Origin of the sequence: Pseudomonas sp. KU26590 (assembly GCF_026153515.1) — a bacterium.
GTDB lineage: Bacteria > Pseudomonadota > Gammaproteobacteria > Pseudomonadales > Pseudomonadaceae > Aquipseudomonas.
In genome coordinates this window covers 670,333-694,491 of record NZ_CP110644.1, presented here as the reverse complement: position 1 = coordinate 694,491, position 24,159 = coordinate 670,333, and the positions used below count along the sequence as shown (strand labels likewise).

The window sequence follows — 24,159 nt, the reverse complement described above, 5'->3', positions numbered from 1 at the left end:
TTCGGCTCATCGTCTAGGCGGGATTTGGGAAGAAGTCGATTGCCGGCAGCTCCATCATCTCTTTGGCCTGCCACAGTTGAGCCTGTGCCGTAGATCAAATTGTGGGAGCCGGCTTGCTGGCGAAGGCGGTGGGTCAGTCGATATTGGTAGCACTGACCCACCTAGTTCGCCAGCAAGCCGGCTCAGATGTAGGGGTAGGCGTTAAGTCTGCGGTGAACCTCAATAATGGCGAATATGGTTCAAGTGAAGCGTCAAATCCCCGCGCCACTTACCTGCACCAACCCCGCATCCACCAACCACTCTTCCAGCGCCACAAGGTCCGGGATCTTCGCCACGGTCTCGCCCACTTGCACCGCGGCCAGTTCCAGCTCGGCCAGCGGCACGTCGACGTAGCTAAGCTGGCTATCCAGCTTGCAAGAGCGCGGAATGCCTTGGGTCAGCAGGGCGATAAATTTGAGGTCGGGCCGGCCGCCGAGGGCGTTGAGCACGACGATGCGGGCGCGGCCTCCGACACGGGCGCGGCTGCCGCAGGCGGCTTCGAAGCTGAGCAGCGGCAGGCTGCGGTTGCGCCAGTTGATCGGGCCCAGGTACCACTGCGGTGCGGCGGGGTCGGCGACGCTGTCCTGATAGTCGATCAATTCCGCGACAGCGACGTTGGGCAGCAACAGATGCCGGTCACTCAAGGGGATGAGCAATCCGGTCAAGCTGGTCAGACGCGCCGTTTGCGTGGTGGTGTCAGACATGGGCGTGGCTCCAGTGGGCGATGCTTTCCAGCAGTGCGGCTTCCTGATACGGCTTGCTCATGTATTCGTTCACCCCCAGCGCCATGGCGTGGTCGCGGTGCTTCTGCCCCGATCGCGACGTGATCATGATGATTGGAAGGTGTTTCCAGGCGTCATCCCCACGAAGCTTGCTGACCACCTCAAAGCCGTCCATGCGCGGCATCTCGATGTCCAGCAGCATGATGTCCGGGGTGTGCTCCTGCAGCAGCGCCATGGCATCGACCCCATCCTTGGCCGTCAGCACGTTCATGCCGTTGCGTTCCAGCAGGCGGCCAGTGACCTTGCGCACGGTCACCGAGTCATCCACCACCATCACCAGCAACGGCCGCGCCTGTTCCGGTTCGACGTAACGCACCGGCGCGTGACCGGCGACTTGCAGCGCGAGCAGCTTGGCGTGAAAGCGCCGGATGTGCGCAAACAGGTCGAGGATCAGCACCACGCGGCCGTCGCCCAGGATGGTCGCGCCGGCAATGCCGGGTATCGCGGAAAACTGCGGGCCCAGGTTTTTCACCACGATTTCCCGCGAGCCGGCCAGCGCATCCACCTGCACCGCGACCCACTGATCGTGTACGTGGACCAAAAGCACCGGCAGCGGCTGGGTTTGTGTCTGGCCGCTCAATTTCGGCGGATGACCGTTATTGAGCAGTTCGCCCAGATAACGCAATTCGTAGGTCCGCCCGCTGTACTCATAGCGCGGCGGCACGGATTGATAACACGTCTCCAGCTCGCTTGGCATCACGCGCACGATGCCCTCGATGCTGTTCAGCGGCACGGCATACTGTTCTTCGCCGCACTGCACCATCAGCGCGCGGTTGACCGACACCGAGAACGGCAAGCGGACACGGAAACGCGCGCCCTCACCCGCCTTGGAATCAATGACCATCGAACCGCCCAGGTCCTTGACCTCGGCGTGCACCACGTCCATGCCGACGCCGCGCCCGGAAATCTGGGTGATGGTCTCGGCGGTGGAAAAGCCTGCGCGCAGGATGAACTGCAGAATGTCGTGTTCGCTCAGCTCGGCGTCGGGGCTGATGATGCCGCGCTTGATCGCCTTGCGCCGCACCGCCTCGAAGTCGACACCGGCGCCGTCGTCGCGCATCTCGATAACGATGTCACCACCTTCGTGGGCCAGACTCAGCGTGATATGCCCCCACTCGGACTTGCCGGCGGCCAGGCGTTCCTCGATGCTCTCCAGGCCATGATCGACGGCGTTGCGCAGCATGTGCTCCAGCGGCGCGACCATGCGTTCAAGCACGTTGCGGTCCATCTCGCCCTCGGCGTTGATCACGTCGAACTTGACCTTCTTGTTCAGCTCGCCCGACACCTGACGAACGATCCGGCGCAGACGCGGCACCATGCGTTCGAACGGCACCATGCGCGTGCGCATCAGGCTTTCCTGAAGCTCGGTGTTCACCCGCGCCTGTTGCAGCAGCAGGGTTTCTGCCTCGTGGGCGCGGGTGTCGAGGGTTTCCTTGAGGTCCATGAGGTCGGACGCGGACTCGAACAGCGCCCGGGACAACTGCTGCAGCTGCGAATGACGGTCCATTTCCAGCGGGTCGAATGCTTCATAACCGCGCTGATCAACATGATGGTCGCGACTGAGAATGCGGCCCTGGGTTTCGATATCGAGTCGGCGCAGTTGATCGCGCATCCGCTCGATGGTGGTTTCCATTTCCACCAGCGTGACCTGCGCGTCGCTGACTTGCTGCTCGACACGTCCCCGGAATATCGAGGTTTCGCCCGCCAGATTCGCCAGGTCTTCCAGCTGCTCGGCCGGGACCTTAATCATCTCCGGGCCGGTGCGCTCGCCATCGGCCTCGGCCTGTGCAGCCGCCGGATCAACAGCGGGCGCTGGCAGCAGCGCTGGCACTTCCTCAGGTTTTTCGACAGGTTCGCGGGCGGCCCCGGACGCGGTGTAGTGAGCGATGCTCTCGATCAGCAGCGCCGGGTTGGGCAACGGCTCGTAACCGCGAACGGCATCGACCATGTCGGCGAGCATGTCGTGGCCGCTCTGCAGCAGGCCGTTGAGCAGTGCGCTGTTTTTCAGCGCGCCTGTGGACAACCCTTCGTACAGCGATTCCAGCTCGTGAGCCAGATCGCCGATCGGCACGATTTCCACCATGCGCGCGCCGCCCTTGAGCGTGTGCAGGTCACGCAGCAGGTTTTCGACTTCCAGCGTGTTGTGCGGATCGGCCTGCCAGCGCACCAATGCTGCGCTGCTGCTCTCGATGATGTCGTCGGCTTCTTCGAGGAAGATTTCCAGCAGTTCCGGATCGCGCTCGTCCAGCGAGTGAATCATCGTCCTGACGTTGCGAGTCGCACCGTCGTTGGGCAGCAGGTAGCAGTTGCGCTGCCGAAACTCGCGAATCTTCTCGATCAGCGGCGCGGGACTGGCCAGCGCCGAACGGTGCTGCAACTGCTCAAGCATCAGCGACAGGTGATCGTGGCTGTGCACCAGCAGCTCGGCCAGTTGCGGCGAATAACCGCAACGTCGGTCAAGCAGGCCTTCGTAGAGCGACTCCAGCTCGTGACCGAGGTCGCCCACGGGCCCGATTTCGGCCATGCGCGCGCCCCCTTTGAGGGTGTGCAGGTCACGTTGCAACGATGACAACGGCGACGGGTTTTGCGGGTCGTCGAGCCAGCGTTGCAGCGCAGGACCGGCGATATCGAGAATGTCCATCGCCTCTTCGAGGAAGATCTCGACGATTTCCTGATCGAAATCATCACTCGCAGGCTGGACAGGCTTGGCGAGGCGTTCGCTGACCTCTTCCATCTCCGTGATGCGGGTTGCCCCATCGCCATCACGTTTGATAACGCCCATTGCGCCGGGGTCCAGCGCTTCGGCGAGCAGACCGCGCAAGGCGCTCACCCGTTCGGGACAAGGCTGAACTTCCTGTCCGGCGGCGACCTGATCGAGCATGTTGATCAGCGCTTCGTGGGCCTTTTCGGCTTCATCGAAGAACCGTTCGCTGACGGCAAGGCTGCTCTCCTCCACCGCGCCATACAGGTCGAGCAGCGCTTCGCACAGTTCGTCGACCTGAGGCAGATCGGCCATGTGCGCGCCGTGGCCGAGCATGGTCAGTTCGTCGAGCAGCGCGTTCAGTTCCTGGCGGTGGCCAGGGTGCTGGCGCCAGTCTTTGAGCAGGTTGTCGGCGTCCAGCAGGATGTCCATGCCTTCAGCGAGGAAGCTCGCGATCAACTGCGGATTGCGCCGCGTGCGCAGGCCATTACTGTCGTCGCTCAAGGCATCGGCCAGCCGCGCATCGAGCAGCTCCTGCGCCTGTTGAATCAATGCCGCAGCGCCTTCGATGGGCATCAGCGGGTCGGCATTCAGCTGGGCCAGGCCCTGATGAAACAAGGGTTCGGCAGCACGCAGCAGGTCGATTTCGTCCTGGCCGACCGCGATCAGGTTGGTCTTGAATTCGCGGACCAGTTGATCCAGCGGGCTCGCCAGCTCGGCGATCGGCAAGACGCCGGCCATGTACGCGCTGCCTTTGAGGGTGTGCAGCGCGCGCAGCAAATCGTTGCTGAACACCGGCGCATCGGCACCCTGAGCAGCGTCGAGATAACGGCTCACCGTGTTCAGGTGGGTGTGGGCTTCCTGACGGAAAATCTCCAGCAACTGCGGATCGAAACCCTCTTCGTCATCCAGCCGCTGCGCAGGCTCGACGTCACCCGCTTCGCCCTGGGCCAACGCGTGGGCCTGGGCGGCCAGTTGGTCAACATCGTCACGCTGACGCTGAACGTCCTCGGCGAAATCACGGATCACGTCCGGCAGCAAGGCCTGTACGTCTGTGAGTAACTGCTGCACTCGCACGTCCGGCTCGACGCTGTGCTCCAGCACGCGGTTCAGCAGGTTCTCCACCGACCACGCCAGTTCGCCCAGAATCAGCGCACGCACCATACGGCCGCTGCCCTTGAGCGTGTGAAACGCACGACGGATCTCGCCCAGCGCCGAAAGATTGCCGGGATCGGCACGCCAGCGCGGCACGTACTCGCGCAGTGCTTCGAGCATCTCGTCGGTTTCTTCGAGGAAGACTTCGCGCAGCTCGTCATCGATGCCCTGCTCGCCCTTCGGCGGCGGCAACAGGCTGGCCGGCATGTTGCGCGCCGGCGGGTTGACCGCCGACAGCGGGCTGGCCAGCACTTCGGCGAGGGTCCGAGTCGGGCTGACCAATGCCTGCCGCTCATGCAGATCTTGCAGTTCTTCTTCGCTGATGACTTCTTCGAGCACCGGCACATCCAGCGCGTCGGGGACCGGCGAGTAACCAAGCCGGGCGAGACTTTCCTGGGCCAGATCCAGCACATGTTCACCCGGCGCTTCCGGGTCTTCGGCCATGCGTTCGAGGTAATACTCGACGCCGATGATCACGTCAGCCAGGTGATCGAGCTGCGACCCGGCCGGGCTTTCGGTGTCGACCAGCAAGTGCTCGGTGATGTAGTCGTTGCAGGCGGCCAGCAAGCCGGATGCCCGCGCCAGCGGGATCATCGCCAGCGCGCCGCGCACCTGAATCAATTGCTCCGACAGCGGCTGCAGACGCGCGCGGTCCAGCTCGCCGTCGACGTAGGCGTCGATCACGTCCTTGGCCTGCTGCAGGACGATGCGCGCTTCCTTGATGACCAATTGGTGGATCTGGCTGAGGTCGGTCGTCGGCAGACGGCTCTCTTCGGGGCTGCTCTGGTTGACCGTTCCGGCCATGCCCGCAAGGGTGGATTCGACGTACAGCAGTGCCCCGGCGACGTCCATCAAGGTGGCGTCATCGGGTGCGCGCTGCCCTTGAGCCATGCCCTGCACCACGGTCATCTGATCGATGATGACTTTGCGCGGCTGACCAAAGCCCAGCACCGCCAGAGTGTCGGCGATCTGCCGCAGCGGCGGCAGCAACGCACTTAGCTCGCTGACGTGCTGACGATCTCCGCGAACAAAAACGTCGAGCCGCTCCTTGGTCCGCACCAACTCATCGCACAGGGCGATGATCACCGAGCGCATGGCGTCGCGATCCGGCCCGGCCATGCGCGCACGTTCCTCAGCGACCAGGGCGCTGTGGGGCAGCGCATCGGCGAGCGCGTACTGGTCCTTCAAGTCCGTCATCTTCTGCGCCTCGCTGTCGGACTTGGCGATGTAAAACAACAGGCTTTTCAGCAGTTCGTCGGGCGCAGGCTGATTGATGCCTTCGATGCCTTGATCCAGCAGACGTTTGAGTTCTTTGTCGGCGTCCTTGAACAGGCTGCGCAGCGCCGGGCTGTTGGTGAAGTTGCCGCTGAGCATGGTTTCGACCAGTGCGGACGCGATGCGCCACAGCGGTTCAAGCGGCGCGTCTTCGCACAACACCTCAAGCCGGGCGAACACTTTGCCCATGTAACCGAGTTGGGTCTGTACGTCCTGATCGCGAAGCAGCCCGACCAGCGCGGTTTGCAGCGTCTGCCGCAGCTTGCGCAGTTTCGCGGGCAGCTCCAGGCTGTCGCGCTCGGCCAGGGCCTCGGCATCGAGGGCGGGGATAGAGAGTAATTGCGGTGAAAACAGGCTGGTCTCGGACAGCAGACTTTCGCCCCGGGCGCTGCGCAAATCGTTGAGCAGCGGCAGCACCACCAGCGGCAGATCACGGCGGGCGGAATGAACACGTTCCAGGTAGACCGGCAATTGCGTCATCGCCAGATTCAGCAGCTGAATCGCTTCGCTTTCCTGGGCAACGTGGCCCTGTTTGAGCGCCAGGGCCAGCTGTTCGATTTCTTCGGCGAACAGCGCGGCGCCGTAGAACTCGATCATCTGCAGGCTGCCGTGAACCTGATGGATGAGCTCAAGGCACTCGTCCATTGCCGCGGCGTCGTGGGGCCGGGCGACGAAGGTGTCCAGTGCTTGTCGGGCGTGTGTGAGGGTTTCGGCTATTTCGCCTTTGACCCACTCCAGGGCCACGTAATCGTGACGGTCAGCCATGGTGACTCCGGTTGCCTGTGCCTTGACGCTGCTTCATGTGCATTAAAGGTTGCGTTAACGGGGCTATCAAACGGGCTTTCAACACAGTCATCAAACCGGCCATCAATGCCGCGATGTCGGCAGTTTGAAGCCGGACACAGAGCGGCGCATCTCGCTGGCCATCTTCGCCAGGTTGCCCATGCTCCGGGCGGTGGCCGCAGTGCCTGAGGTGGTCTGCGTGGTGGTCTGCTGAATAACCAGCATGGTCGAGGAAATCTGCTGACCCAATGCCGCCTGCTGCTGCGCTGCGTTAGTGATGCTTTCAACCAGCGCGGCGAGGATTTTCGAGACGCCTTCGATTTCTTCAAGCGCGACACCGGCATCCTGCGCCAGCCGCGCACCCCGCACCACTTCCGCGGTGGTCTGCTCCATCGAGATCACCGCTTCGTTGGTGTCGTTCTGAATGGCGCGCACCAGCGTCTCGATCTGCTTGGTCGCCGACGACGAGCGCTCGGCCAGCCGCTGGACTTCATCGGCCACCACCGCAAATCCGCGCCCGGCATCGCCGGCCATCGACGCTTGAATCGCGGCATTGAGCGCAAGAATGTTGGTCTGGTCGGCGATGTCGTCGATGAGGCTGACGATGTCGCCAATCTCCTGGGACGACTCGCCCAGGCGCTTGATGCGCTTAGATGTGTCCTGAATCTGCTCGCGGATGTTGTCCATGCCGGTGATGGTGTTGTGCACCACCTCGTTGCCCTTGTTGGCAATCGTCACGGACCGCTCGGCCACCGCGACAGATTCGGACGCATTGGCCGAGACCTGATCGATGGAAGTGGCCATGTCATTGATGGCGTTGGACGCCGCCGCGATTTGCAGCGCCTGATGTTCGGACGCGGCGGCCAGTTGTGTGGCAGTGGTCTGGGTGTCTTTCACGGCGCCGAACACCTGCTCAGCGGTGAGGTTGATGGTCGACACCAATTCGCGCAGCTGGTCGATGGAGTAGTTGATCGAATCGGCAATCGCGCCGGTGAAATCCTCTGTGACCGAAGCGGCCACGGTCAGATTACCGTCCGCCAGGTCTTCGATCTCGTCGAGCAGGCGCATGATTGCGTTCTGGTTGCGCTCGTTCTTCTCGGCGGTTTCGCGCAGTTGCCGGTTGGTTTCGCGCACCATTACCAGGCCAATCAGGATGATCGACGCCAAGGCCAGCAGGCCCAGGATGTAGCCGCCATAGCTGTACACCGCGCGGCCACCGGCCATGTGCTCGAAACTGTTGGCCAGCACTGAGGCTTCGTCGAGGAGTGTCTGCGAAAGGTTAAAGATGCTGCCCGACGCTTCGCGGACTTCCAGCAGCTCCGGCGAGGTTTCGAGGATTTCATCAACCGACCCGGAGACAAACTGGAACAGCTCGGCGATCTCGGCCAGCCGCGCCCGTGCGTCGCGGTCTTCAACCTGGACGATTTTCAGCGTTGCGTTGCCTTCGAGCATGCCATTGAGCACGCGCCCGAACTGGCTGGCATCGCGGCCGAACGCGTCCGCTGCCTGAACCGCCGTTTCGTCGCCGGCCAACACGGTGTTGACCGCCCCCAGTATCCGCTCGGCCAGTAGCGACTGGCGCTGGGCAAGGGCCACCTGGCTGGCGGGCGCACGGGTTTGCAGGAGAATGTCGACGACCTTTTCCGATTCGATCTGCAATTGCGGGATGGTCTCGGCAAGGGTCGCCGCCACCTGATGCAGCGAGAGCACGGTCTGCTCTCGGGCGAGAATGACGTCGGTGCTTTTGCGCAGGTTTTCCCAGTCGTCCTGCACGGCTTTAAGCTCATCGGCCACCGCAGCGGGCGCAGCAGGCAGGCCAGTGTTCTTGTCGCCTTTTTTCAAATACTGCCAGCGGGTGTCGAAATCGTTGCGCGCGTCGGCCAGCAGCTTGAACGCTGCCGCCTTGCCCGCCGCCGCTTCCGTGGCGTTTTTGGCGATGCGCTGGGACAGCACGCGCAGCTCGCCAGCGTGGCCAATGTATTGCTTATCGTAGTTGGACTGCGTGCTGAGGTACGCGAAGTTGACGAACAGCAGCATGATGAAAACGATGAGGCAGATGAACAGCACGACGATCTGCGATCGACTGCGCGCGCCTTCCAGTGACTTGCCGGTATTACTCATTGCTCAGGGCTCCGCCTGATGTTCGATTTAGAAAGGATCGCCGGGAACGTCAACGGTTGGAACATGCACCCGCTACTGTAGGAGCCGGCTTGCTGGCGAACCCGCCGTGTCAGGCAACGCATCTGCAATTGACCCACCGCATTCGCCAGCAAGCCGGCTCCTACAGAGGTGGGCATCAAAGCGCCACGTCCATAAACTGAGGCGACTGGATCAGTGCTCTCGGGCTGAACACCTGCCAGGCCTGCTCGCGCACGAAACACCCTCGTATGTAAGGCGCGACGCGGGGTTCGCTGTAGTGTCCCGCTTCCGGCATAAGGCTGCGCTCGTTGAAATGCTGCATGCCCAACACTTCATCGATGAGCAAGCCGACAAACACACCCTGAAAATCGATCACCAGTACGCGACGCTGTTTGCGCAGGGGCGACAGCTCGTGGCCGAAGAATGCGCACAGATCCATGATCGGCAACAGGCGGCCGCGCAGATTGGCGATGCCGCAGACCCACGCCTTGGCGCCCGGCAACACCGCGCAGCGAGGCTCGTGGAGGATTTCGTCGACCTCGCCCATGGGCGCCACGTAATGACGCTCGCCCATGCGAAAGCCAATGCCGCCCCAACCCTGCTGTCGGGTTTCCTGCAGCGGCAGGCCGGCAGCGAGGGAGCGGCAGCGCTGGTCGATATCGAGCAGCAGCTGGAAGGCGGTTTGTGACTGAGCCATGAGCGTCAGCCGGGGGTCAGCCCGCGAGCACCGCGTTCAGGGTTTTCATGAGGGTTTCTTCGTCCACCGGCTTGGTCAGGTAATCCCGCGCGCCCTGGCGTTTGCCCCAGACCTTGTCGGTTTCCTGATCCTTGGTGGTGATCATGATCACGGGGATCATGCTGGTGTCAGCGTCTTTGGTCAGCTGACGGGTCGCCTGAAAACCGTTAAGGCCCGGCATAACGATGTCCATCAGCACGGCATCGGGCTTTTCCTGACGGGCCAGCGCCACGCCGTCGGCACCGTTCTCGGCCTTGAGGACCTGATGGCCATGCTTCTCCAGCATGCCGGTCAGCTTGTACATTTCGGTCGGCGAGTCATCGACGATCAGAATTCGAGCCATGGTGCTTCCCCATAGAAACAGCCGTCCCGCACGAGGGGGCCGGCATCAAGATAGTTGTTGTTCTACTGCAACGAACCCCGGCACATGGGCCTTGATCGCACTGAGCAGTTCTTCCTTGCTGAACGGTTTGGTCAAAAACTGATCGGAACCGACGATGCGCCCTTTGGCCTTGTCGAACAGCCCGTCCCTTGAGGACAACATGATCACCGGCGTGGATTTGAACGCCCGGTTGTTCTTGATCAACGCGCACGTCTGATACCCGTCGAGCCTGGGCATCATGATGTCGACGAAAATGATTCTGGGATGATTGTCGGCAATCTTGGCCAGGGCGTCGAAGCCGTCGATGGCGGTGATCACTTCACAGCCGACGTTTTTCAGCAACGTCTCGGCGGTGCGACGAATCGTTCGGGAGTCGTCGATGACCATCACTTTCAATGGGGCTGAATGCTGTTCCATATCTGCTCTACCATCGCCGCGGCGAATCAGATGGGTTGCCTTCTGCCGGGCATCTGGTTTTGGGTCGGCGCATCGGGAAGTCCCCAATCAGTGCCAAAGCACGGCTGGCGCGACACCGGATGCCGAGCCTTTTTAGCACACTCTCCACGGTCAATCCATAAAGCCTTGCCCCTTGACCCAAAGCCGGCGCGGCGCCACCCTGACGCCTATTTTCGGCCTGTCGTGGCCTTTACCGATCAGAGGATATTACCCATGAGCATTCGCCTGGGAATCGTCATGGACCCCATCGAGCGCATCTCCTATAAAAAGGACAGCTCGCTGGCCATGCTCCTGGCAGCGCAAGCCCGCGGCTGGTCGTTGTTCTATATGGAGCAGCACGACCTGTACCAAGACGCCGGCCAGGCCCGCGCCCGTATGAAACCGCTGAAAGTCTTCGCCGACCCGGCCCACTGGTTCGAGCTGGAAGCCGAAGTCGACAGCGGTCTGGACGATCTGGACGTGATCCTGATGCGCAAGGATCCGCCGTTCGACATGGAGTTTGTCTACTCCACCTATCTGCTCGAACAGGCCGAGCGCGCCGGCGTGCTGGTGGTCAACAAGCCGCAAAGCCTGCGTGACTGCAACGAGAAGCTGTTCGCCACCCTGTTCCCGCAATGCACGCCACCTACGCTGGTCAGCCGTCGCGCGGACATCATTCGCGAATTCGCCGCGAAGCACGGCGACGTGATTCTCAAACCGCTGGACGGCATGGGCGGCGCGTCGATCTTCCGCCACCGCGTCGGTGATCCGAACCTGTCGGTGATTCTGGAAACCCTGACCAAGCACGGGCACGAGCAGATCATGGCGCAGGCGTATCTGCCGGCGATCAAGGACGGCGACAAGCGCATCCTGATGGTCGACGGTGAACCTGTGCCGTATTGCCTGGCGCGCATCCCGGCCGCTGGTGAAACCCGAGGCAATCTGGCTGCGGGCGGTCGCGGCGAAGCCCGTCCTCTGACGGACCGTGATCGCTGGATCGCTGCCGAAATCGGCCCGACGCTGCGGGAAAAAGGCCTGCTGTTCGTAGGCCTGGACGTGATTGGCGAGCACCTGACCGAAATCAACGTCACCAGCCCGACCTGCATCCGCGAGATCGACAACGCGTTCGGGACGGATATCGGCGGCATGTTGATGGATGTGATCGAGAAGAAGCTGCAGAAGGTCTAGCCGCGACGTTGTAGGAGCGTGGCTTGTCCCACGATCTGCCGGGAACCGGCAGCAAATCTGGCGAATACCGCATATCGGGTGTACCCCATTTGCCGGTTTTGCGACGGGTGCCCCGCCGTTCGCGGGACAAGCCACGCTCCTACAAGGGACCGCACCTTCCACTAATCGGCCCGGTGACATCAAACGCCAGGCCAGTCCTGACATTGCGTTATCATGCGCGGCCTGAATTTTTGCGCTAGGTGAGTAGTAATGCTGGCACATGTGCTGCCGGAGCGTGGATGAACGCTGCGGTCGACGATGATCTCCCTCTGTCCCTGACCCGCACCGGCGTGCGCCCTGCCGATCGCCTCGGGTTTACCCTGATGATCGCCGCACTGGTGCATCTGGCGGTGATCCTTGGCGTCGGTTTTACCTACGTCAAACCGGAAAAGATCAGCCAGACCCTGGAGATCACCCTCGCCCCCTTCAGGAGCGACACCAAGCCCAAGGACGCTGACTTCCTCGCCCAGGAAAACCAGCAGGGCAGCGGCACCCTCGACAAGAAAGCGGTGCCAAAGACCACCGAAATCGCCCCCTATCAAGACAACCAGATCAACAAGGTCACGCCGCCGCCTGCCGCCAAACCGGTGGTCAAGCAGGACGCGCCGAAGACCGCTGTCGCCACGAAAGCCCAATCCCCGCAAAAAACCGTCGCCAAGCGCGATGAGGTCAAGCCGGAAGAACAGAAGAAAGTCGCGCCAACCATCGACAGCACCCAGCTGAACAGCGAAATCGCCAGCCTTGAAGCGGAGCTGGCGGATGAGCAGCAGGCCTACGCCAAGCGTCCGAAGATCCACCGCCTGAGTGCGGCCTCGACCATGCGCGACAAGGGCGCCTGGTACAAGGAAGACTGGCGCAAGAAAATCGAGCGTGTCGGTAACCTGAATTACCCGGACGAAGCGCGCCGCAAGCAGATCTACGGCAGCCTGCGGATGATGGTGTCGATCAATCGCGACGGCTCACTGTATGAAGTGCTGATTCTCGAGTCATCGGGCCAGCCGCTGCTGGATCAGGCGGCGCAGAAAATCGTCCGGCTGGCCGCACCGTTTGCGCCGTTCAGCGGCGATCTGGCCGATATCGACCGGCTTGAGATCATCCGCACCTGGAAATTCGCGCGCGGTGACAAGCTGTCGAGTAATTGAAGGCAAGCGCGGTCCGCTGAGCACCGCAACCCTGTAGGAGCGTGGCTTGTCCCGCGATCTGCCGGGCACCGGCAGCACCTTCCATTGCTGATTGAGTCAGACACCCCGCGATCACTGACATCGCGACGGGTTCCCCGCCGATCGCGGGACAAGCCACGCTCCTACAGTTTTTGCGTCATACGCCTCATCCCCTAGTTGTCACGACAGCCCCGCGACGCCACACTAGGGCTCATGAAAAACGTCTCTCCGTCGTACCTCAAACATCAGTTTCTGATCGCCATGCCCCACATGCACGATGAGAACTTCGCTCAGACCTTGACTTACATCGTCGAGCACAATGCCAATGGCGCCATGGGCCTGATCATCAATCGACCGCAAAGCCTGTCGCTGGCAGACATTCTTGAACAGCTGCGCCCCGAATTGCCGCCTCCTGCGCGCTGCAAGGACATCCCTATTCACCTTGGCGGGCCGGTGCAAACCGATCGCGGCTTTGTCCTGCACCCTTCCGGCCAGGTGTTCCAGGCGACCGTGGACCTGGGCGGCATTTCGCTCTCGACCTCTCAGGACGTCCTCTTCTCAATCGCAGATGGCTATGGCCCTGATCAAAATCTGATCACCCTCGGCTATGCCGGTTGGGACGCCGGCCAGCTTGACGCTGAGTTTGCCGCCAATGCGTGGCTAAACTGCGCGTTCGACCCGGCGATACTGTTCGAGGTCGAAAGCGAAGAGCGCCTCGACGCCGCTGCCGCCAAACTGGGCGTCAACCTTAGCCTGCTGACCAGCCAGGCGGGCCACGCCTGATGGCCGGTCTGCGCCTGCTGCTGGGGTTCGACTACGGCACCAAACAGATCGGCGTCGCGGTCGGCCAGGTGATCACCGGGCAGGCTCGCGAGCTTTGCACATTGAAAGCGCAGAACGGCGTGCCGGACTGGGACAAGGTTCAGGCGCTGATCACGGAGTGGAAGCCGGATGCAATCGTGGTGGGTCTGCCCCTGAACATGGACGGCACGTCGAGCGAGATGAGCGCCCGTGCCGAGAAGTTTTCGCGCAAGCTCAATGGCCGCTTCAACCTGCCGGTCTACACCCACGACGAACGCCTGACCACCTTTGAGGCCAAGGGCGAACGCGCCTCTCGCGGCCAGCACGGCAGCTACCGTGACAATCCCGTGGACGCCATCGCTGCAGCGCTTCTTCTGCAAAGCTGGCTGGAAGCCAACACCGCCCTGTTTGAAACCTGACCCATCAACGCTGAACCGAATTCGATTTACCCCGGACGTTCGTGCAGCGCACGCCGGGGCACCTGAAGGAGCAACCATGAGCCTGCCAAATCCCGCCGAACTGATCAGCCAGATGGCGATTGATCTCAACGCGCACCTGAACCAACGCGGCATCCAGGAGCCTCGCTTCATCGGCATTCGTACCGGTGGCGTGTGGGTCGCGCAGGCGCTCCTTGATGCCCTCAACATTGAGTCGCCGCTGGGCACGCTGGACGTCTCCTTTTATCGCGACGACTTCAGCCAGAACGGCCTGCACCCGCAAGTGCGACCGTCAGAGCTGCCGTTCGAGATCGAGGGCCAACATCTGGTGCTGATCGATGACGTGCTGATGAGCGGGCGCACCATTCGTGCGGCGCTCAACGAGCTGTTCGATTACGGCCGTCCGGCCAGTGTGACCCTGGTGTCGCTGCTGGATCTGGACGCCGCTGACCTGCCGATCCGGCCGAACGTGACGGGCGCGACCTTGTCACTGGGGCCGAACGAGCGGGTCAAGCTGTCCGGGCCAACGCCGCTGACGCTTGAACTGCAAGACCTTTCCACCGATTCCGCCGCCCTCTAAGAGTCCTTTGCGATGACGCCTCTCGACGCCAAGCGCCCGCTGCAACTGAACCATCAGGGCCAGCTGCAGCACTTTCTCTCCCTCGACGGTTTGCCCCGCGAACTGCTCACCGAAATCCTCGACACCGCCGACTCCTTCCTCGAAGTCGGCGCCCGGGCGGTGAAGAAGGTCCCGTTGCTGCGCGGCAAGACCGTGTGCAACGTGTTCTTCGAAAACTCGACCCGCACCCGCACCACGTTCGAGCTGGCGGCGCAAAGGTTGTCGGCGGATGTCATCACGCTGAACGTATCGACCTCCTCGACCAGCAAGGGCGAGACGCTGTTCGATACGCTGCGCAACCTTGAGGCCATGGCCGCCGACATGTTCGTCGTGCGCCACGGTGACTCCGGTGCAGCGCACTTCATCGCCGAACATGTCAGCCCGCAGGTCGCGATCATCAACGGCGGCGACGGCCGTCATGCGCACCCGACCCAGGGCATGCTGGACATGCTGACCATCCGCCGCCACAAGGGCAATTTCGAAAACCTCTCGGTGGCGATCGTCGGCGATATCCTGCATTCCCGCGTCGCGCGCTCGAACATGATCGCGCTCAAGGCGCTGGGCTGCCCGGACATCCGCGTGGTCGCGCCAAAAACCCTGCTACCGGTGGGCGTCGAGCAATACGGCGTGAAGGTGTACACCGATCTGACCGAAGGCCTGAAGGACGTCGACGTGGTGATCATGCTGCGTCTGCAACGCGAGCGCATGTCGGGCGGCCTGCTGCCGAGCGAGGGTGAGTTCTACCGACTGTTCGGTCTGACCACTGCGCGTCTGGCCGGCGCCAAGCCCGATGCCATCGTGATGCATCCGGGCCCGATCAACCGCGGCGTGGAGATCGAGTCGGCAGTGGCCGACGGCGCGCACTCGGTCATTCTCAATCAGGTTACCTACGGCATTGCCGTGCGCATGGCCGTTCTGTCCATGGCCATGAGTGGCCAAACCGCACAACGTCAGTTCGAGCAGGAGATCGCCCAGTGAAGTTCAGCATCCTCGGCGCTCGCGTCATCGACCCTGTCAGCGGTCTGGATCAAGTCACCGACATCCATCTTGAAGCGGGCAAGGTTCTCGCCCTCGGCGCGGCCCCTGCCGACTTCAGCCCGACGGAAACCATTGACGCCGCCGGCCTGATCGCCGCACCCGGCCTGGTCGACCTGAACGTGTCGTTGCGCGAGCCGGGTTATAGCCGCAAGGGCAACATTGCCAGCGAAACCCGCGCCGCAGCAGCAGGCGGCGTCACCAGCCTGTGCTGCCCGCCGCGTACAAAACCGGTGCTCGACACGTCTGCCGTTGCCGAGCTGATCCTCGACCGCGCCCGTGAGGCTGGCCACAGCAAGGTGTTCCCGATCGGCGCGCTGAGCAAGGGCCTGGAAGGCGAGCAACTGGCCGAGCTGATTGCCCTGCGCGACGCCGGTTGCGTGGCGTTCACCAACGGCATGGTGAATTTCCGCAGCAATCGCACGCTGTGCCGTGCCCTCGAATACGCGGCAACGTTCGACCTGACCGTGATTTTCAACTCCCAGGACCACGATCTCGCTGAGGGCGGTCTGGCCCACGACGGCCCGACGGCTGCTTTCCTGGGTCTGCCGGGCATTCCGGAAACCGCCGAAACGGTGGCCTTGGCGCGGGACCTGTTGCTGGTCGAGCAAAGCGGTGTGCGCGCGCATTTCACGCAGCTGACCAGTGCGCGCGGCGTGGCCTTGATTGCCCAGGCGCAGGCGCGAGGCCTGCCGGTGACGGCGGATGTGGCGCTGTATCAGTTGATCCTGACTGACGAGGCGCTGACGGGCTTCTCGAGCCTGTACCACGTGCAGCCGCCGCTGCGCACACGTGCAGACCGTGACGCGCTGCGTGAGGCGGTGAAGTCGGGTGTGGTGCAGGCGATCTCCAGTCATCACCAGCCCCATGAGCGTGACGCGAAGCTGGCCCCGTTCGGCGCAACCGAACCGGGCATCAGCAGCGTGGAGCTGTTGTTGCCACTGGCGATGACGCTGGTTGAAGACGGCCTGCTGGACCTGCCGACGCTGCTGGCACGCCTCAGCTCAGGCCCGGCCGCTGCACTGCGCCTGCCCGCCGGAAAACTGACTGCTGGCTCGCCTGCGGACGTGGTGCTGTTCGACCCTGCCGCTTCGACGGTGGCGGGCGAGAAATGGCTGTCGAAAGGCGAGAACTGCCCGTTCCTCGGCCATTGCCTGCCGAGTGCAGTGAAGTACACGTTTGTGGATGGGCGGATTAGCTATAACGGGTGAGATTCCCAACCGTAACCTTGTAGGAGCGCGCTTGCCCGCGAAAGGACTCACTGCCGTCAAAGATGGAATGGTAACCCCAAATCCGTAGGAGCCGGCTTGCTGGCGAACGCGACAGAGGCCGACCATTAGTGTTGGCTGACACGACGCATTCGCGGGCAAGCGCGCTCCTACAAAGGGTATTGCGTTCGACGCAGCTTGCTGCAGGCTACGCACGCCCCATGTAGGAGCGCGCTTGCCCGCGAAAAGATTCACGCCCCCGCGAAGACGAAACTGACACCCTGCAGACGGATTCACAGGGTGCTGCGTGCAACGCGGATTACGCGGTCGGTACGGTCAGTTACCGGCGAGCGTTCTTCACCGAGATCTGGTCATTCAGCGTCCAGAAATCGTACAGCACGCCCAGTAACGCCAATCCCCCCGTCAGCAGGTAGATGATCCCGGTGATCCATTTGCCCTGATACATCCGGTGCACACCGAACACACCCAGAAAGGTCAGCAAGATCCAGGCAAGGCTGTAATCGGTCGAGCCTGCATTGAATCGCAGGTCTGCTTCCCGATCCATCGCCGGGATCAGGAACAGGTCGATCAGCCAGCCGATGCCAAACAGCCCCAGCGTGAAAAACCAGATCGTACCGGTCACCGGCTTGCCGTAATAAAACCGATGAGCCCCGGTGAATCCCACAATCCAGAGCAGATAGCCCATGACCTTGCTGTGGGTGTCCGGACGTTGAACGTCGGGTTGATAGGTGTTCATTGTTGACCTCGCCTGCTGCAATAGAAAAAAATATGCGTAAGTTTTGTGACTTTCATGATGCCGTCCGACGTATGGCTTGAACCTCTTTTCAATCGTGCAAACCCTTGTTCTGCAAGGTGATCAGCACAGTGAGATGACGATTCTGCTGCCAAAACTGACTTTAAGGGCAGTAAATTGTTCGACAAAGGGGCTCAGAATTTCGCAAAAAGCTGTTATAAAGTTGCGCGCTGACCAACAAGAGCCCTGCCTAATGCGTCCATTTTTCAAGACATGGCTGACTATTTGTCTATTTATGCCACTGGCCGCCCACGCCACCAATCGTGAGCAAACGCTTCCACCGAGCTTCACCGGTTTCACCGCCAGGTCCGAGTCGCCGGAATCCGTTTCACGCAACATCGCCGCTCAACGAGCTGCAATGGCTGCACTGGATCAGACGGCTACTCCACTCGAGACCTCTGGCAAGCGAGCCAAAGCTGTTAAAGGGAAATCGTCCCGCAGCACTCGCAAGATTTCGCAAAACACTGTCGCCCTGGCCAACGCGGCGCAGATGGGTACCAAACAGAGCAGCACCGTGGTCAACCGGGCCGTTAACGCCATCGGTACACCTTATCGTTGGGGCGGCACCAGCCCAACAAAAGGGTTCGACTGCAGCGGACTGGTGAAATATGCCTTCAACGACGTGAGCGAAGTCGATTTGCCGCGCACGTCCAACGCCATGGCCGAAGGTCACGGGCAGAAGGTTGACCGCAAGGACTTGAAGCCGGGCGACTTGTTGTTCTTCAACATCAAGAGCCGCACGGTGAATCACGTTGCGATCTACCTAGGCAACGACCGGTTCGTTCACGCGCCACGCCGTGGCAAATCCGTGACGATCGATACGCTGAAGAAGCCGTACTGGGACAGCCATTACGTCGTCGCCAAGCGAGTGCTGCCAAAGCAGCCGCCGAGCCAGAAAGGCAACGTGCGCATCGCTCAGCGATAAAATCTCGCCGCGACTCAGTGTTGGAGGGTGTTTGCCCGCGATGGCGGTGTGTCAGCTGCAGATGTCCAGCTGACACACCGCAATCGCGGGCAAGCGCGCTCCTACAATGGGCTGCTCGTTAAAAATTATCCGGTGTCTTCGCCTTCTCCCGCGCACTCTCGCGCGTGATCAGCCCCTTGCTGATCAGATCCTTCAGGCACATATCCAGCGTCTGCATCCCCAGTGATCCCCCGGTCTGAATCGACGAATACATCTGCGCCACCTTGTCCTCGCGGATCAGGTTACGGATCGCCGACGTGCCGATCATGATCTCGTGGGCCGCGACACGCCCCCCGCCGACCTTCTTCAGCAGCGCCTGAGACACGATGGCGTGGAGCGACTCGGAGAGCATCGAGCGGATCATCGACTTCTCCTGCGCCGGAAACACGTCGACGATCCGGTCGATGCTCTTGGCAGCAGACGTGGTGTGCAGCGTGCCGAACACCAGGTGGCCGGTTTCGGCTGCCGTCAGCGCCAGGCGAATGGTTTCCAGGTCACGCAGCTCACCCACCAGAATCACGTCAGGGTCTTCACGCAACGCTGAACGCAGTGCCTCGGAGAAGCCGTGAGTATCGCGATGAACTTCGCGCTGGTTGATCAGGCTTTTCTTGGACTCATGGACGAATTCGATCGGGTCTTCGATGGTGAGGATGTGGTGATGCTTGTTGCTGTTCAGGTAATCGACCATGGCTGCCAGAGTGGTCGATTTGCCCGAACCGGTCGGACCGGTGACCAGAACCAGGCCGCGGGGCACGTCGGTAATCTTGCGAAACACTTCGCCCATGCCCAGCTCTTCCATGCTCAGGACCTTCGACGGAATGGTCCGGAACACCGCGCCCGCGCCGCGATTCTGGTTGAACGCGTTGACCCGGAAGCGCGCGACGCCCGGCACCTCGAAGGAAAAATCCGTCTCCAGATGTTCCTCGAAGTCCTTGCGCTGCCTGTCGTTCATGATGTCGTAGATCAGCGCCTGAACCTCTTTCTGGTCCAGTGCGGGCAGGTTGATCCGCCGCACATCGCCATCGACGCGAATCATCGGTGGCAGGCCGGCAGAGAGATGCAAGTCCGACGCGCCTTGCTTGGCACTGAAGGCCAGCAGCTCGGTAATATCCATACAGCTCCTCATCACATAGAATGCCGCAGACCTTAGCCCTGCTGGCGCAAATCAATGTCCACGATAGCAGAGAACATCTCAACGCTCGCCGAGCGAATTCGTAGCGCGGCGCAAGCGGTGCAGCGCGACCCGGCCTCTGTCGGCCTGTTGGCGGTGAGCAAGACCAAACCGGCGAGCGACCTGCGCGAAGCCTACGACGCCGGTCTTCGCGATTTTGGCGAGAACTACCTTCAGGAAGCCCTCGGCAAACAGGTCGAATTGAGCGACCTGCCCTTGATCTGGCATTTCATTGGCCCCATCCAGTCCAACAAGACTCGCGCCATCGCCGAGCACTTTGCCTGGGTGCATTCCGTGGACCGTCTGAAGATCGCACAACGGCTGTCCGAACAGCGTCCGTCGGAACTGCCGCCCCTGAACATCTGCATTCAGGTCAACGTCAGCGGCGAGACCAGCAAGTCAGGCTGCAGCCCTGAAGACCTGCCCGCACTGGCCCAGGCCATAAGCGCGCTGCCTAACCTGAAATTGCGCGGCCTGATGGCCATTCCCGAACCCACCGATGACCGCGACGAACAGAACGCTTCGTTCGCCGCCGTCAGCACGCTGCAGGCACAATTGGGCCTGCCGCTGGACACGCTCTCCATGGGCATGAGCCACGACCTAGAAGCCGCCATCGCACAAGGCGCGACTTGGGTGCGGATTGGCACTGCCCTCTTTGGCGCCCGCGATTATGGGCAGCCCTAACCTTTGCCCCACAGGAAACCGTTCATGAGCAAAACCCGTATCGCGTTCATCGGCGCCGGCAACATGGCCGCCAGCCTGATTGGCGGCATGCGCGCCCAGGGCGTCGACGCTGAACTGATTCGCGCCAGCGATCCTGGCGCAGAAACCCGCGAGCGCGTGGCAAAAGTGCACGGCATCAAGGTCGTCGCCGACAACGCAGAGGCCGTTGAAGGTGCCGATGTGGTGCTGCTGGCGGTCAAGCCACAAATGATGAAATCCGTGTGCGAAGCGCTGAAGCAATCGCTCAAGCCTCATCAGCTGGTTGTCTCCATCGCCGCCGGGATTACCTGCGCCAGCATGAAGGCCTGGCTGGGCGAACCACCCCTCGTGCGCTGCATGCCGAACACCCCCGCGCTGCTGCGCCAGGGTGTCAGCGGCCTGTACGCCACCGCCGATGTCACCCAGGCACAGCGCGAGCAGGCCGAGACCTTGCTGTCGGCGGTCGGGACTGCACTGTGGGTCGATGAAGAAGCACAGATCGACGCGGTGACGGCAGTATCAGGCAGCGGCCCGGCGTATTTCTTCCTGCTGATCGAAGCCATGACCGCCGCAGGCGTCAAGCTCGGCCTGCCGGCTGACGTTGCCAGCAAGCTCACGCTGCAAACCGCACTGGGCGCCGCACTGATGGCCACCGGCAGCGACGTCGATGCCGCCGAACTGCGTCGCCGTGTGACCTCGCCTGCGGGCACCACCGAAGCCGCCATCAAATCGTTCCAGGCCGATGGCTTCGAAGTAATGGTGGAGAAGGCGCTGGGCGCCGCCGCACATCGCTCCGCCGAACTCGCCGAACAGCTGGGCAAATAAGGAACTACTCATGAATGCACTCACCGGCGCCACGATTTTCGTCATCCAGACGCTCATCAGCCTGTACCTGACCATCGTTCTGCTGCGCTTCGTGCTGCAGCTGGTCAAAGCCAATTTCTATAACCCGCTCTGCCAGTTCGCCGTCCGTGCGACCCAGCCGTTGCTCAAGCCTATCCGGCGCATCGTGCCGAGCGTCTTTGGGCTCGACACGTCTTCGCTGCTGCTGGCGATTGTCATTCAGGCGCTGCTGATGGCGTTCGTGCTGATGATGACCTACGGCACCATCGGCGATATTCCCCACCTGTTGATGTGGTCGATCATCGGCATCACGTCGCTGCTGCTGAAGATCTTCTGGGTCGCGATGATCATCATGGTCATCGTTTCTTGGATTGCCCCGGGCAGCCACAACCCGGCCGCCGAGCTGGCCTACCAGATCAGCGAGCCGATCCTGGCGCCATTCCGTCGCATCATCCCTAATCTGGGCGGTATGGACATCTCGCCGATCTTCGCCTTTATCGCGATTCAGGTGCTGCAGTCCTACGTCATGCCTGCGCTGGCGGCCTACGCCGGTATGCCGCAAGAGCTGTGGCGGTTGATCTGACAGTCAGGGCGACGGCGTCACCTGCCGTCGCCCTTTTCCCTGCCTTACGACCATCGCGCCTGCTGACGGCGTAGGAGCGTGGCTTGTCCCGCGATCGGCTGCGCAGCAGTCGTGAACCTGAAAATTCGGTATGGCTGAACCACCGCGCCGTGTGATTTCAGGCTTGCTGCGCAACCCATCGTGGGACAAGCCACGCTCCTACGCCCTCCGGGCAGAATCCAAAGCGTCACCCTCCGCGAATTCAGCCATTTAGTTTGTTGCCGCACCCCGGCGCGATCTTTAGACTTACGCCTCACTTCAGCGAGAGCAGGTCGATGTCCACGGTCTTTCCCAAAGATTCTGTCGGTCTAGTCACGCCGCAAATGGCGCATTTCAATGAGCCGCTGGCCTTGGCCTGCGGGCGTTCGTTGCCTGCCTACGATCTCATCTACGAAACCTACGGTCAGCTCAACGCCGCCAAGAGCAACGCGGTGCTGATTTGCCACGCGCTTTCGGGTCATCACCACGCGGCGGGCTATCACAGCGCCGAAGACCGCAAGCCGGGCTGGTGGGATAGCTGCATCGGCCCCGGCAAGCCCATCGACACCGACAAATTCTTCGTCGTCAGCCTGAACAACCTCGGTGGCTGCAACGGCTCTACCGGCCCCAGCAGCATCAGCCCGGAAAGCGGCAGGCCCTTTGGCGCCGACTTCCCGGTATTGACGGTCGAAGACTGGGTACACAGCCAGGCGCGTCTGGCCGACCGACTGGGCGTCGATCAGTGGGCCGCCATCGTCGGCGGCAGCCTGGGCGGCATGCAGGCGCTGCAATGGACGATCACCTACCCCGAACGTGTGCGCCATTGCCTGGCGATTGCTTCCGCGCCCAAGCTGTCGGCGCAGAACATCGCGTTCAACGAAGTCGCACGGCAGGCAATCCTGACGGACCCTGAATTCCACGGCGGCTCGTTTCAGGAACACGGAGTGATCCCCAAGCGCGGCCTGATGCTGGCGCGCATGGTCGGGCACATCACTTACCTGTCCGATGACTCGATGGGTGAGAAATTCGGCCGCGGCCTGAAGAACGAAAACCTCAACTACGACTTTCACAGCGTCGAGTTTCAGGTCGAAAGCTACCTGCGTTATCAGGGCGAAGAGTTTTCCGGGCGTTTCGACGCCAACACCTACCTGCTGATGACCAAGGCGCTGGACTACTTTGATCCGGCCGCCAACTTCAACGACAACCTCGCCGCGACCTTCGCCAATGCCAGCGCCAGGTTCTGCGTGATGTCGTTTACCACCGACTGGCGCTTCTCCCCGGCCCGCTCGCGGGAACTGGTCGATGCGCTGATGGCGGCGAAAAAGGATGTCTGTTATCTGGAGATCGATGCGCCCCAGGGCCACGACGCCTTCCTGATCCCGATCCCGCGCTACTTGCAGGCCTTCTCCAGCTACATGAACCGAATTGCACTCTGAGGACACCATGAGAGCCGACCTGGACATCATCCAAGACTGGATACCGGCTGGCAGCCGTGTGCTCGACCTCGGCTGCGGCGACGGCGAATTGCTGGCCTGGCTGCAACAGCACAAGCAAGTGACGGGCTATGGCCTGGAAAACGACGCCGACAACATTGCCCGTTGCGTAGCGCGGGGCGTCAACGTCATCGAACAGGATCTGGACAAGGGGCTGGGCAACTTCGCCAGCAACAGTTTCGATGTCGTGGTCATGACTCAGGCGCTTCAGGCCGTGCACTACCCGGACCGCATCCTCGACGAAATGCTGCGCGTCGGCCGCCAGTGCATCATCACCTTTCCCAACTTCGGGCACTGGCGTTGCCGCTGGTACCTGGCGAGCAAGGGGCGGATGCCGGTTTCCGAGTTCCTGCCGTACACCTGGTACAACACGCCGAACATCCACTTCTGCACCTTCGGCGACTTCGAAGAACTGTGCCGCGGTCGCTCGGCAAAGGTCATCAATCGGTTGGCGGTTGATCAACAGCACCGGCACGGCTGGGCCAGCAAGCTCTGGCCTAATCTGTTGGGTGAAATCGGCATCTATCGCGTCAGCAGCCCAGGCTTGCAGGACCATCAGATTGCCGTGTGACCTAAGCAGCGGAGCGGGAGAATCGTGCCGGCCAGCTTCAGCTTCGAAGTAAAAGCGGCGACAGCGACAGACACACGCTCAGCTTC

At 61.9% G+C, this 24,159-nt stretch carries 21 protein-coding genes; 13 read left to right on the top strand and 8 right to left on the bottom strand.

Translation table 11 applies throughout. The features are described from left to right. Positions 1-251: 251 nt before the first annotated feature. The 6 genes from OKW98_RS03185 to pilG all read right to left on the bottom strand — a co-directional run bounded on the left by OKW98_RS03185 (position 252) and on the right by pilG (position 10,409). Positions 252-743 (bottom strand): chemotaxis protein CheW, encoded by a 492-nt coding sequence (locus OKW98_RS03185; RefSeq protein WP_265387942.1) that lies wholly within the window; start codon positions 741-743, stop codon positions 252-254. Next, entirely contained in the window at positions 736-6,717 is a 5,982-nt protein-coding gene (locus OKW98_RS03180) for an Hpt domain-containing protein (protein WP_265387941.1), read from the bottom strand. Before OKW98_RS03180 ends, OKW98_RS03185 begins: the two co-directional genes overlap by 8 nt. A 102-nt stretch (positions 6,718-6,819) precedes the next feature. Further along, positions 6,820-8,856 carry a methyl-accepting chemotaxis protein gene (locus tag OKW98_RS03175; RefSeq protein ID WP_265387940.1) on the bottom strand — a complete coding sequence of 679 codons (2,037 nt, stop codon included), beginning with the start codon at positions 8,854-8,856 and terminating at the stop codon, positions 6,820-6,822. Positions 8,857-9,031: 175 nt separating this feature from the next. Beyond that, complete coding sequence (locus tag OKW98_RS03170) at positions 9,032-9,571, bottom strand: chemotaxis protein CheW (protein ID WP_265387939.1); 540 nt, start codon at positions 9,569-9,571, stop codon at positions 9,032-9,034. Between the two features lie 16 nt (positions 9,572-9,587). Beyond that, positions 9,588-9,953, bottom strand: a complete 366-nt coding sequence (gene pilH / locus OKW98_RS03165; protein ID WP_065991171.1) for a twitching motility response regulator PilH — start codon at positions 9,951-9,953, stop codon at positions 9,588-9,590. Between the two features lie 45 nt (positions 9,954-9,998). Continuing rightward, a complete protein-coding gene (gene pilG / locus OKW98_RS03160) occupies positions 9,999-10,409 on the bottom strand; it encodes a twitching motility response regulator PilG (protein WP_065991170.1) in 411 nt (136 codons plus the stop codon). Positions 10,410-10,661: 252 nt separating this feature from the next. Here pilG and gshB point away from each other — a divergent pair, with 252 nt between their 5' ends. The 7 genes from gshB (at position 10,662) to OKW98_RS03125 (ending at position 16,917) form a co-directional block, all read left to right on the top strand. Beyond that, a complete protein-coding gene (gene gshB / locus OKW98_RS03155; protein ID WP_265387938.1) occupies positions 10,662-11,615 on the top strand; it encodes a glutathione synthase in 954 nt (317 codons plus the stop codon). 278 nt (positions 11,616-11,893) lie between these two features. Beyond that, complete coding sequence (locus OKW98_RS03150; RefSeq protein WP_265387937.1) at positions 11,894-12,796, top strand: energy transducer TonB; 903 nt, start codon at positions 11,894-11,896, stop codon at positions 12,794-12,796. 231 nt (positions 12,797-13,027) lie between these two features. Beyond that, on the top strand, positions 13,028-13,597 hold the full coding sequence (locus tag OKW98_RS03145; protein WP_265387936.1) for a YqgE/AlgH family protein: 570 nt from the start codon (positions 13,028-13,030) through the stop codon (positions 13,595-13,597). Beyond that, the gene (ruvX, locus tag OKW98_RS03140) at positions 13,597-14,034 is read left to right on the top strand and encodes a Holliday junction resolvase RuvX (protein WP_265387935.1); all 438 of its coding nucleotides are present in this window, start codon (positions 13,597-13,599) and stop codon (positions 14,032-14,034) included. Before OKW98_RS03145 ends, ruvX begins: the two co-directional genes overlap by 1 nt. A gap of 76 nt (positions 14,035-14,110) precedes the next feature. Continuing rightward, the gene (pyrR, locus tag OKW98_RS03135) at positions 14,111-14,632 is read left to right on the top strand and encodes a bifunctional pyr operon transcriptional regulator/uracil phosphoribosyltransferase PyrR (RefSeq protein ID WP_265387934.1); all 522 of its coding nucleotides are present in this window, start codon (positions 14,111-14,113) and stop codon (positions 14,630-14,632) included. Between the two features lie 12 nt (positions 14,633-14,644). After that, positions 14,645-15,649 carry an aspartate carbamoyltransferase catalytic subunit gene (locus OKW98_RS03130; RefSeq protein WP_192135527.1) on the top strand — a complete coding sequence of 335 codons (1,005 nt, stop codon included), beginning with the start codon at positions 14,645-14,647 and terminating at the stop codon, positions 15,647-15,649. Continuing rightward, complete coding sequence (locus OKW98_RS03125) at positions 15,646-16,917, top strand: dihydroorotase (protein WP_265387933.1); 1,272 nt, start codon at positions 15,646-15,648, stop codon at positions 16,915-16,917. The genes OKW98_RS03130 and OKW98_RS03125 overlap by 4 nt, the downstream gene beginning before the upstream one ends. Before the next feature lie 337 nt (positions 16,918-17,254). On the opposite strand, the gene OKW98_RS03120 is transcribed toward OKW98_RS03125, so the two are convergent. Further along, positions 17,255-17,671: an NINE protein gene (locus tag OKW98_RS03120; RefSeq protein ID WP_265387932.1), complete on the bottom strand. Its 417-nt coding sequence runs from the start codon at positions 17,669-17,671 to the stop codon at positions 17,255-17,257. A 250-nt stretch (positions 17,672-17,921) separates the two neighbouring features. Between OKW98_RS03120 and OKW98_RS03115 the strand changes: the two genes are divergently transcribed. Next, positions 17,922-18,653, top strand: a complete 732-nt coding sequence (locus OKW98_RS03115; RefSeq protein WP_265389638.1) for a C40 family peptidase — start codon at positions 17,922-17,924, stop codon at positions 18,651-18,653. A gap of 118 nt (positions 18,654-18,771) precedes the next feature. Here OKW98_RS03115 and OKW98_RS03110 read toward each other — a convergent pair whose 3' ends face one another. Continuing rightward, positions 18,772-19,806: a type IV pilus twitching motility protein PilT gene (locus OKW98_RS03110; RefSeq protein WP_265387931.1), complete on the bottom strand. Its 1,035-nt coding sequence runs from the start codon at positions 19,804-19,806 to the stop codon at positions 18,772-18,774. Positions 19,807-19,860: 54 nt separating this feature from the next. On the opposite strand from OKW98_RS03110, the gene OKW98_RS03105 reads away from it, so the two are divergent. The 5 genes from OKW98_RS03105 to metW all read left to right on the top strand — a co-directional run bounded on the left by OKW98_RS03105 (position 19,861) and on the right by metW (position 24,073). Beyond that, positions 19,861-20,547: a YggS family pyridoxal phosphate-dependent enzyme gene (locus OKW98_RS03105; RefSeq protein ID WP_265387930.1), complete on the top strand. Its 687-nt coding sequence runs from the start codon at positions 19,861-19,863 to the stop codon at positions 20,545-20,547. A 24-nt stretch (positions 20,548-20,571) separates the two neighbouring features. After that, positions 20,572-21,390: a pyrroline-5-carboxylate reductase gene (gene proC, locus OKW98_RS03100; RefSeq protein WP_265387929.1), complete on the top strand. Its 819-nt coding sequence runs from the start codon at positions 20,572-20,574 to the stop codon at positions 21,388-21,390. 10 nt (positions 21,391-21,400) lie between these two features. Continuing rightward, positions 21,401-21,991, top strand: a complete 591-nt coding sequence (locus tag OKW98_RS03095) for a YggT family protein (RefSeq protein ID WP_065991147.1) — start codon at positions 21,401-21,403, stop codon at positions 21,989-21,991. A gap of 314 nt (positions 21,992-22,305) precedes the next feature. After that, a complete protein-coding gene (metX, locus tag OKW98_RS03090; RefSeq protein WP_265387928.1) occupies positions 22,306-23,445 on the top strand; it encodes a homoserine O-succinyltransferase MetX in 1,140 nt (379 codons plus the stop codon). Between the two features lie 7 nt (positions 23,446-23,452). Then, positions 23,453-24,073, top strand: a complete 621-nt coding sequence (gene metW / locus OKW98_RS03085) for a methionine biosynthesis protein MetW (protein ID WP_265387927.1) — start codon at positions 23,453-23,455, stop codon at positions 24,071-24,073. Positions 24,074-24,159: the final 86 nt, after the last annotated feature.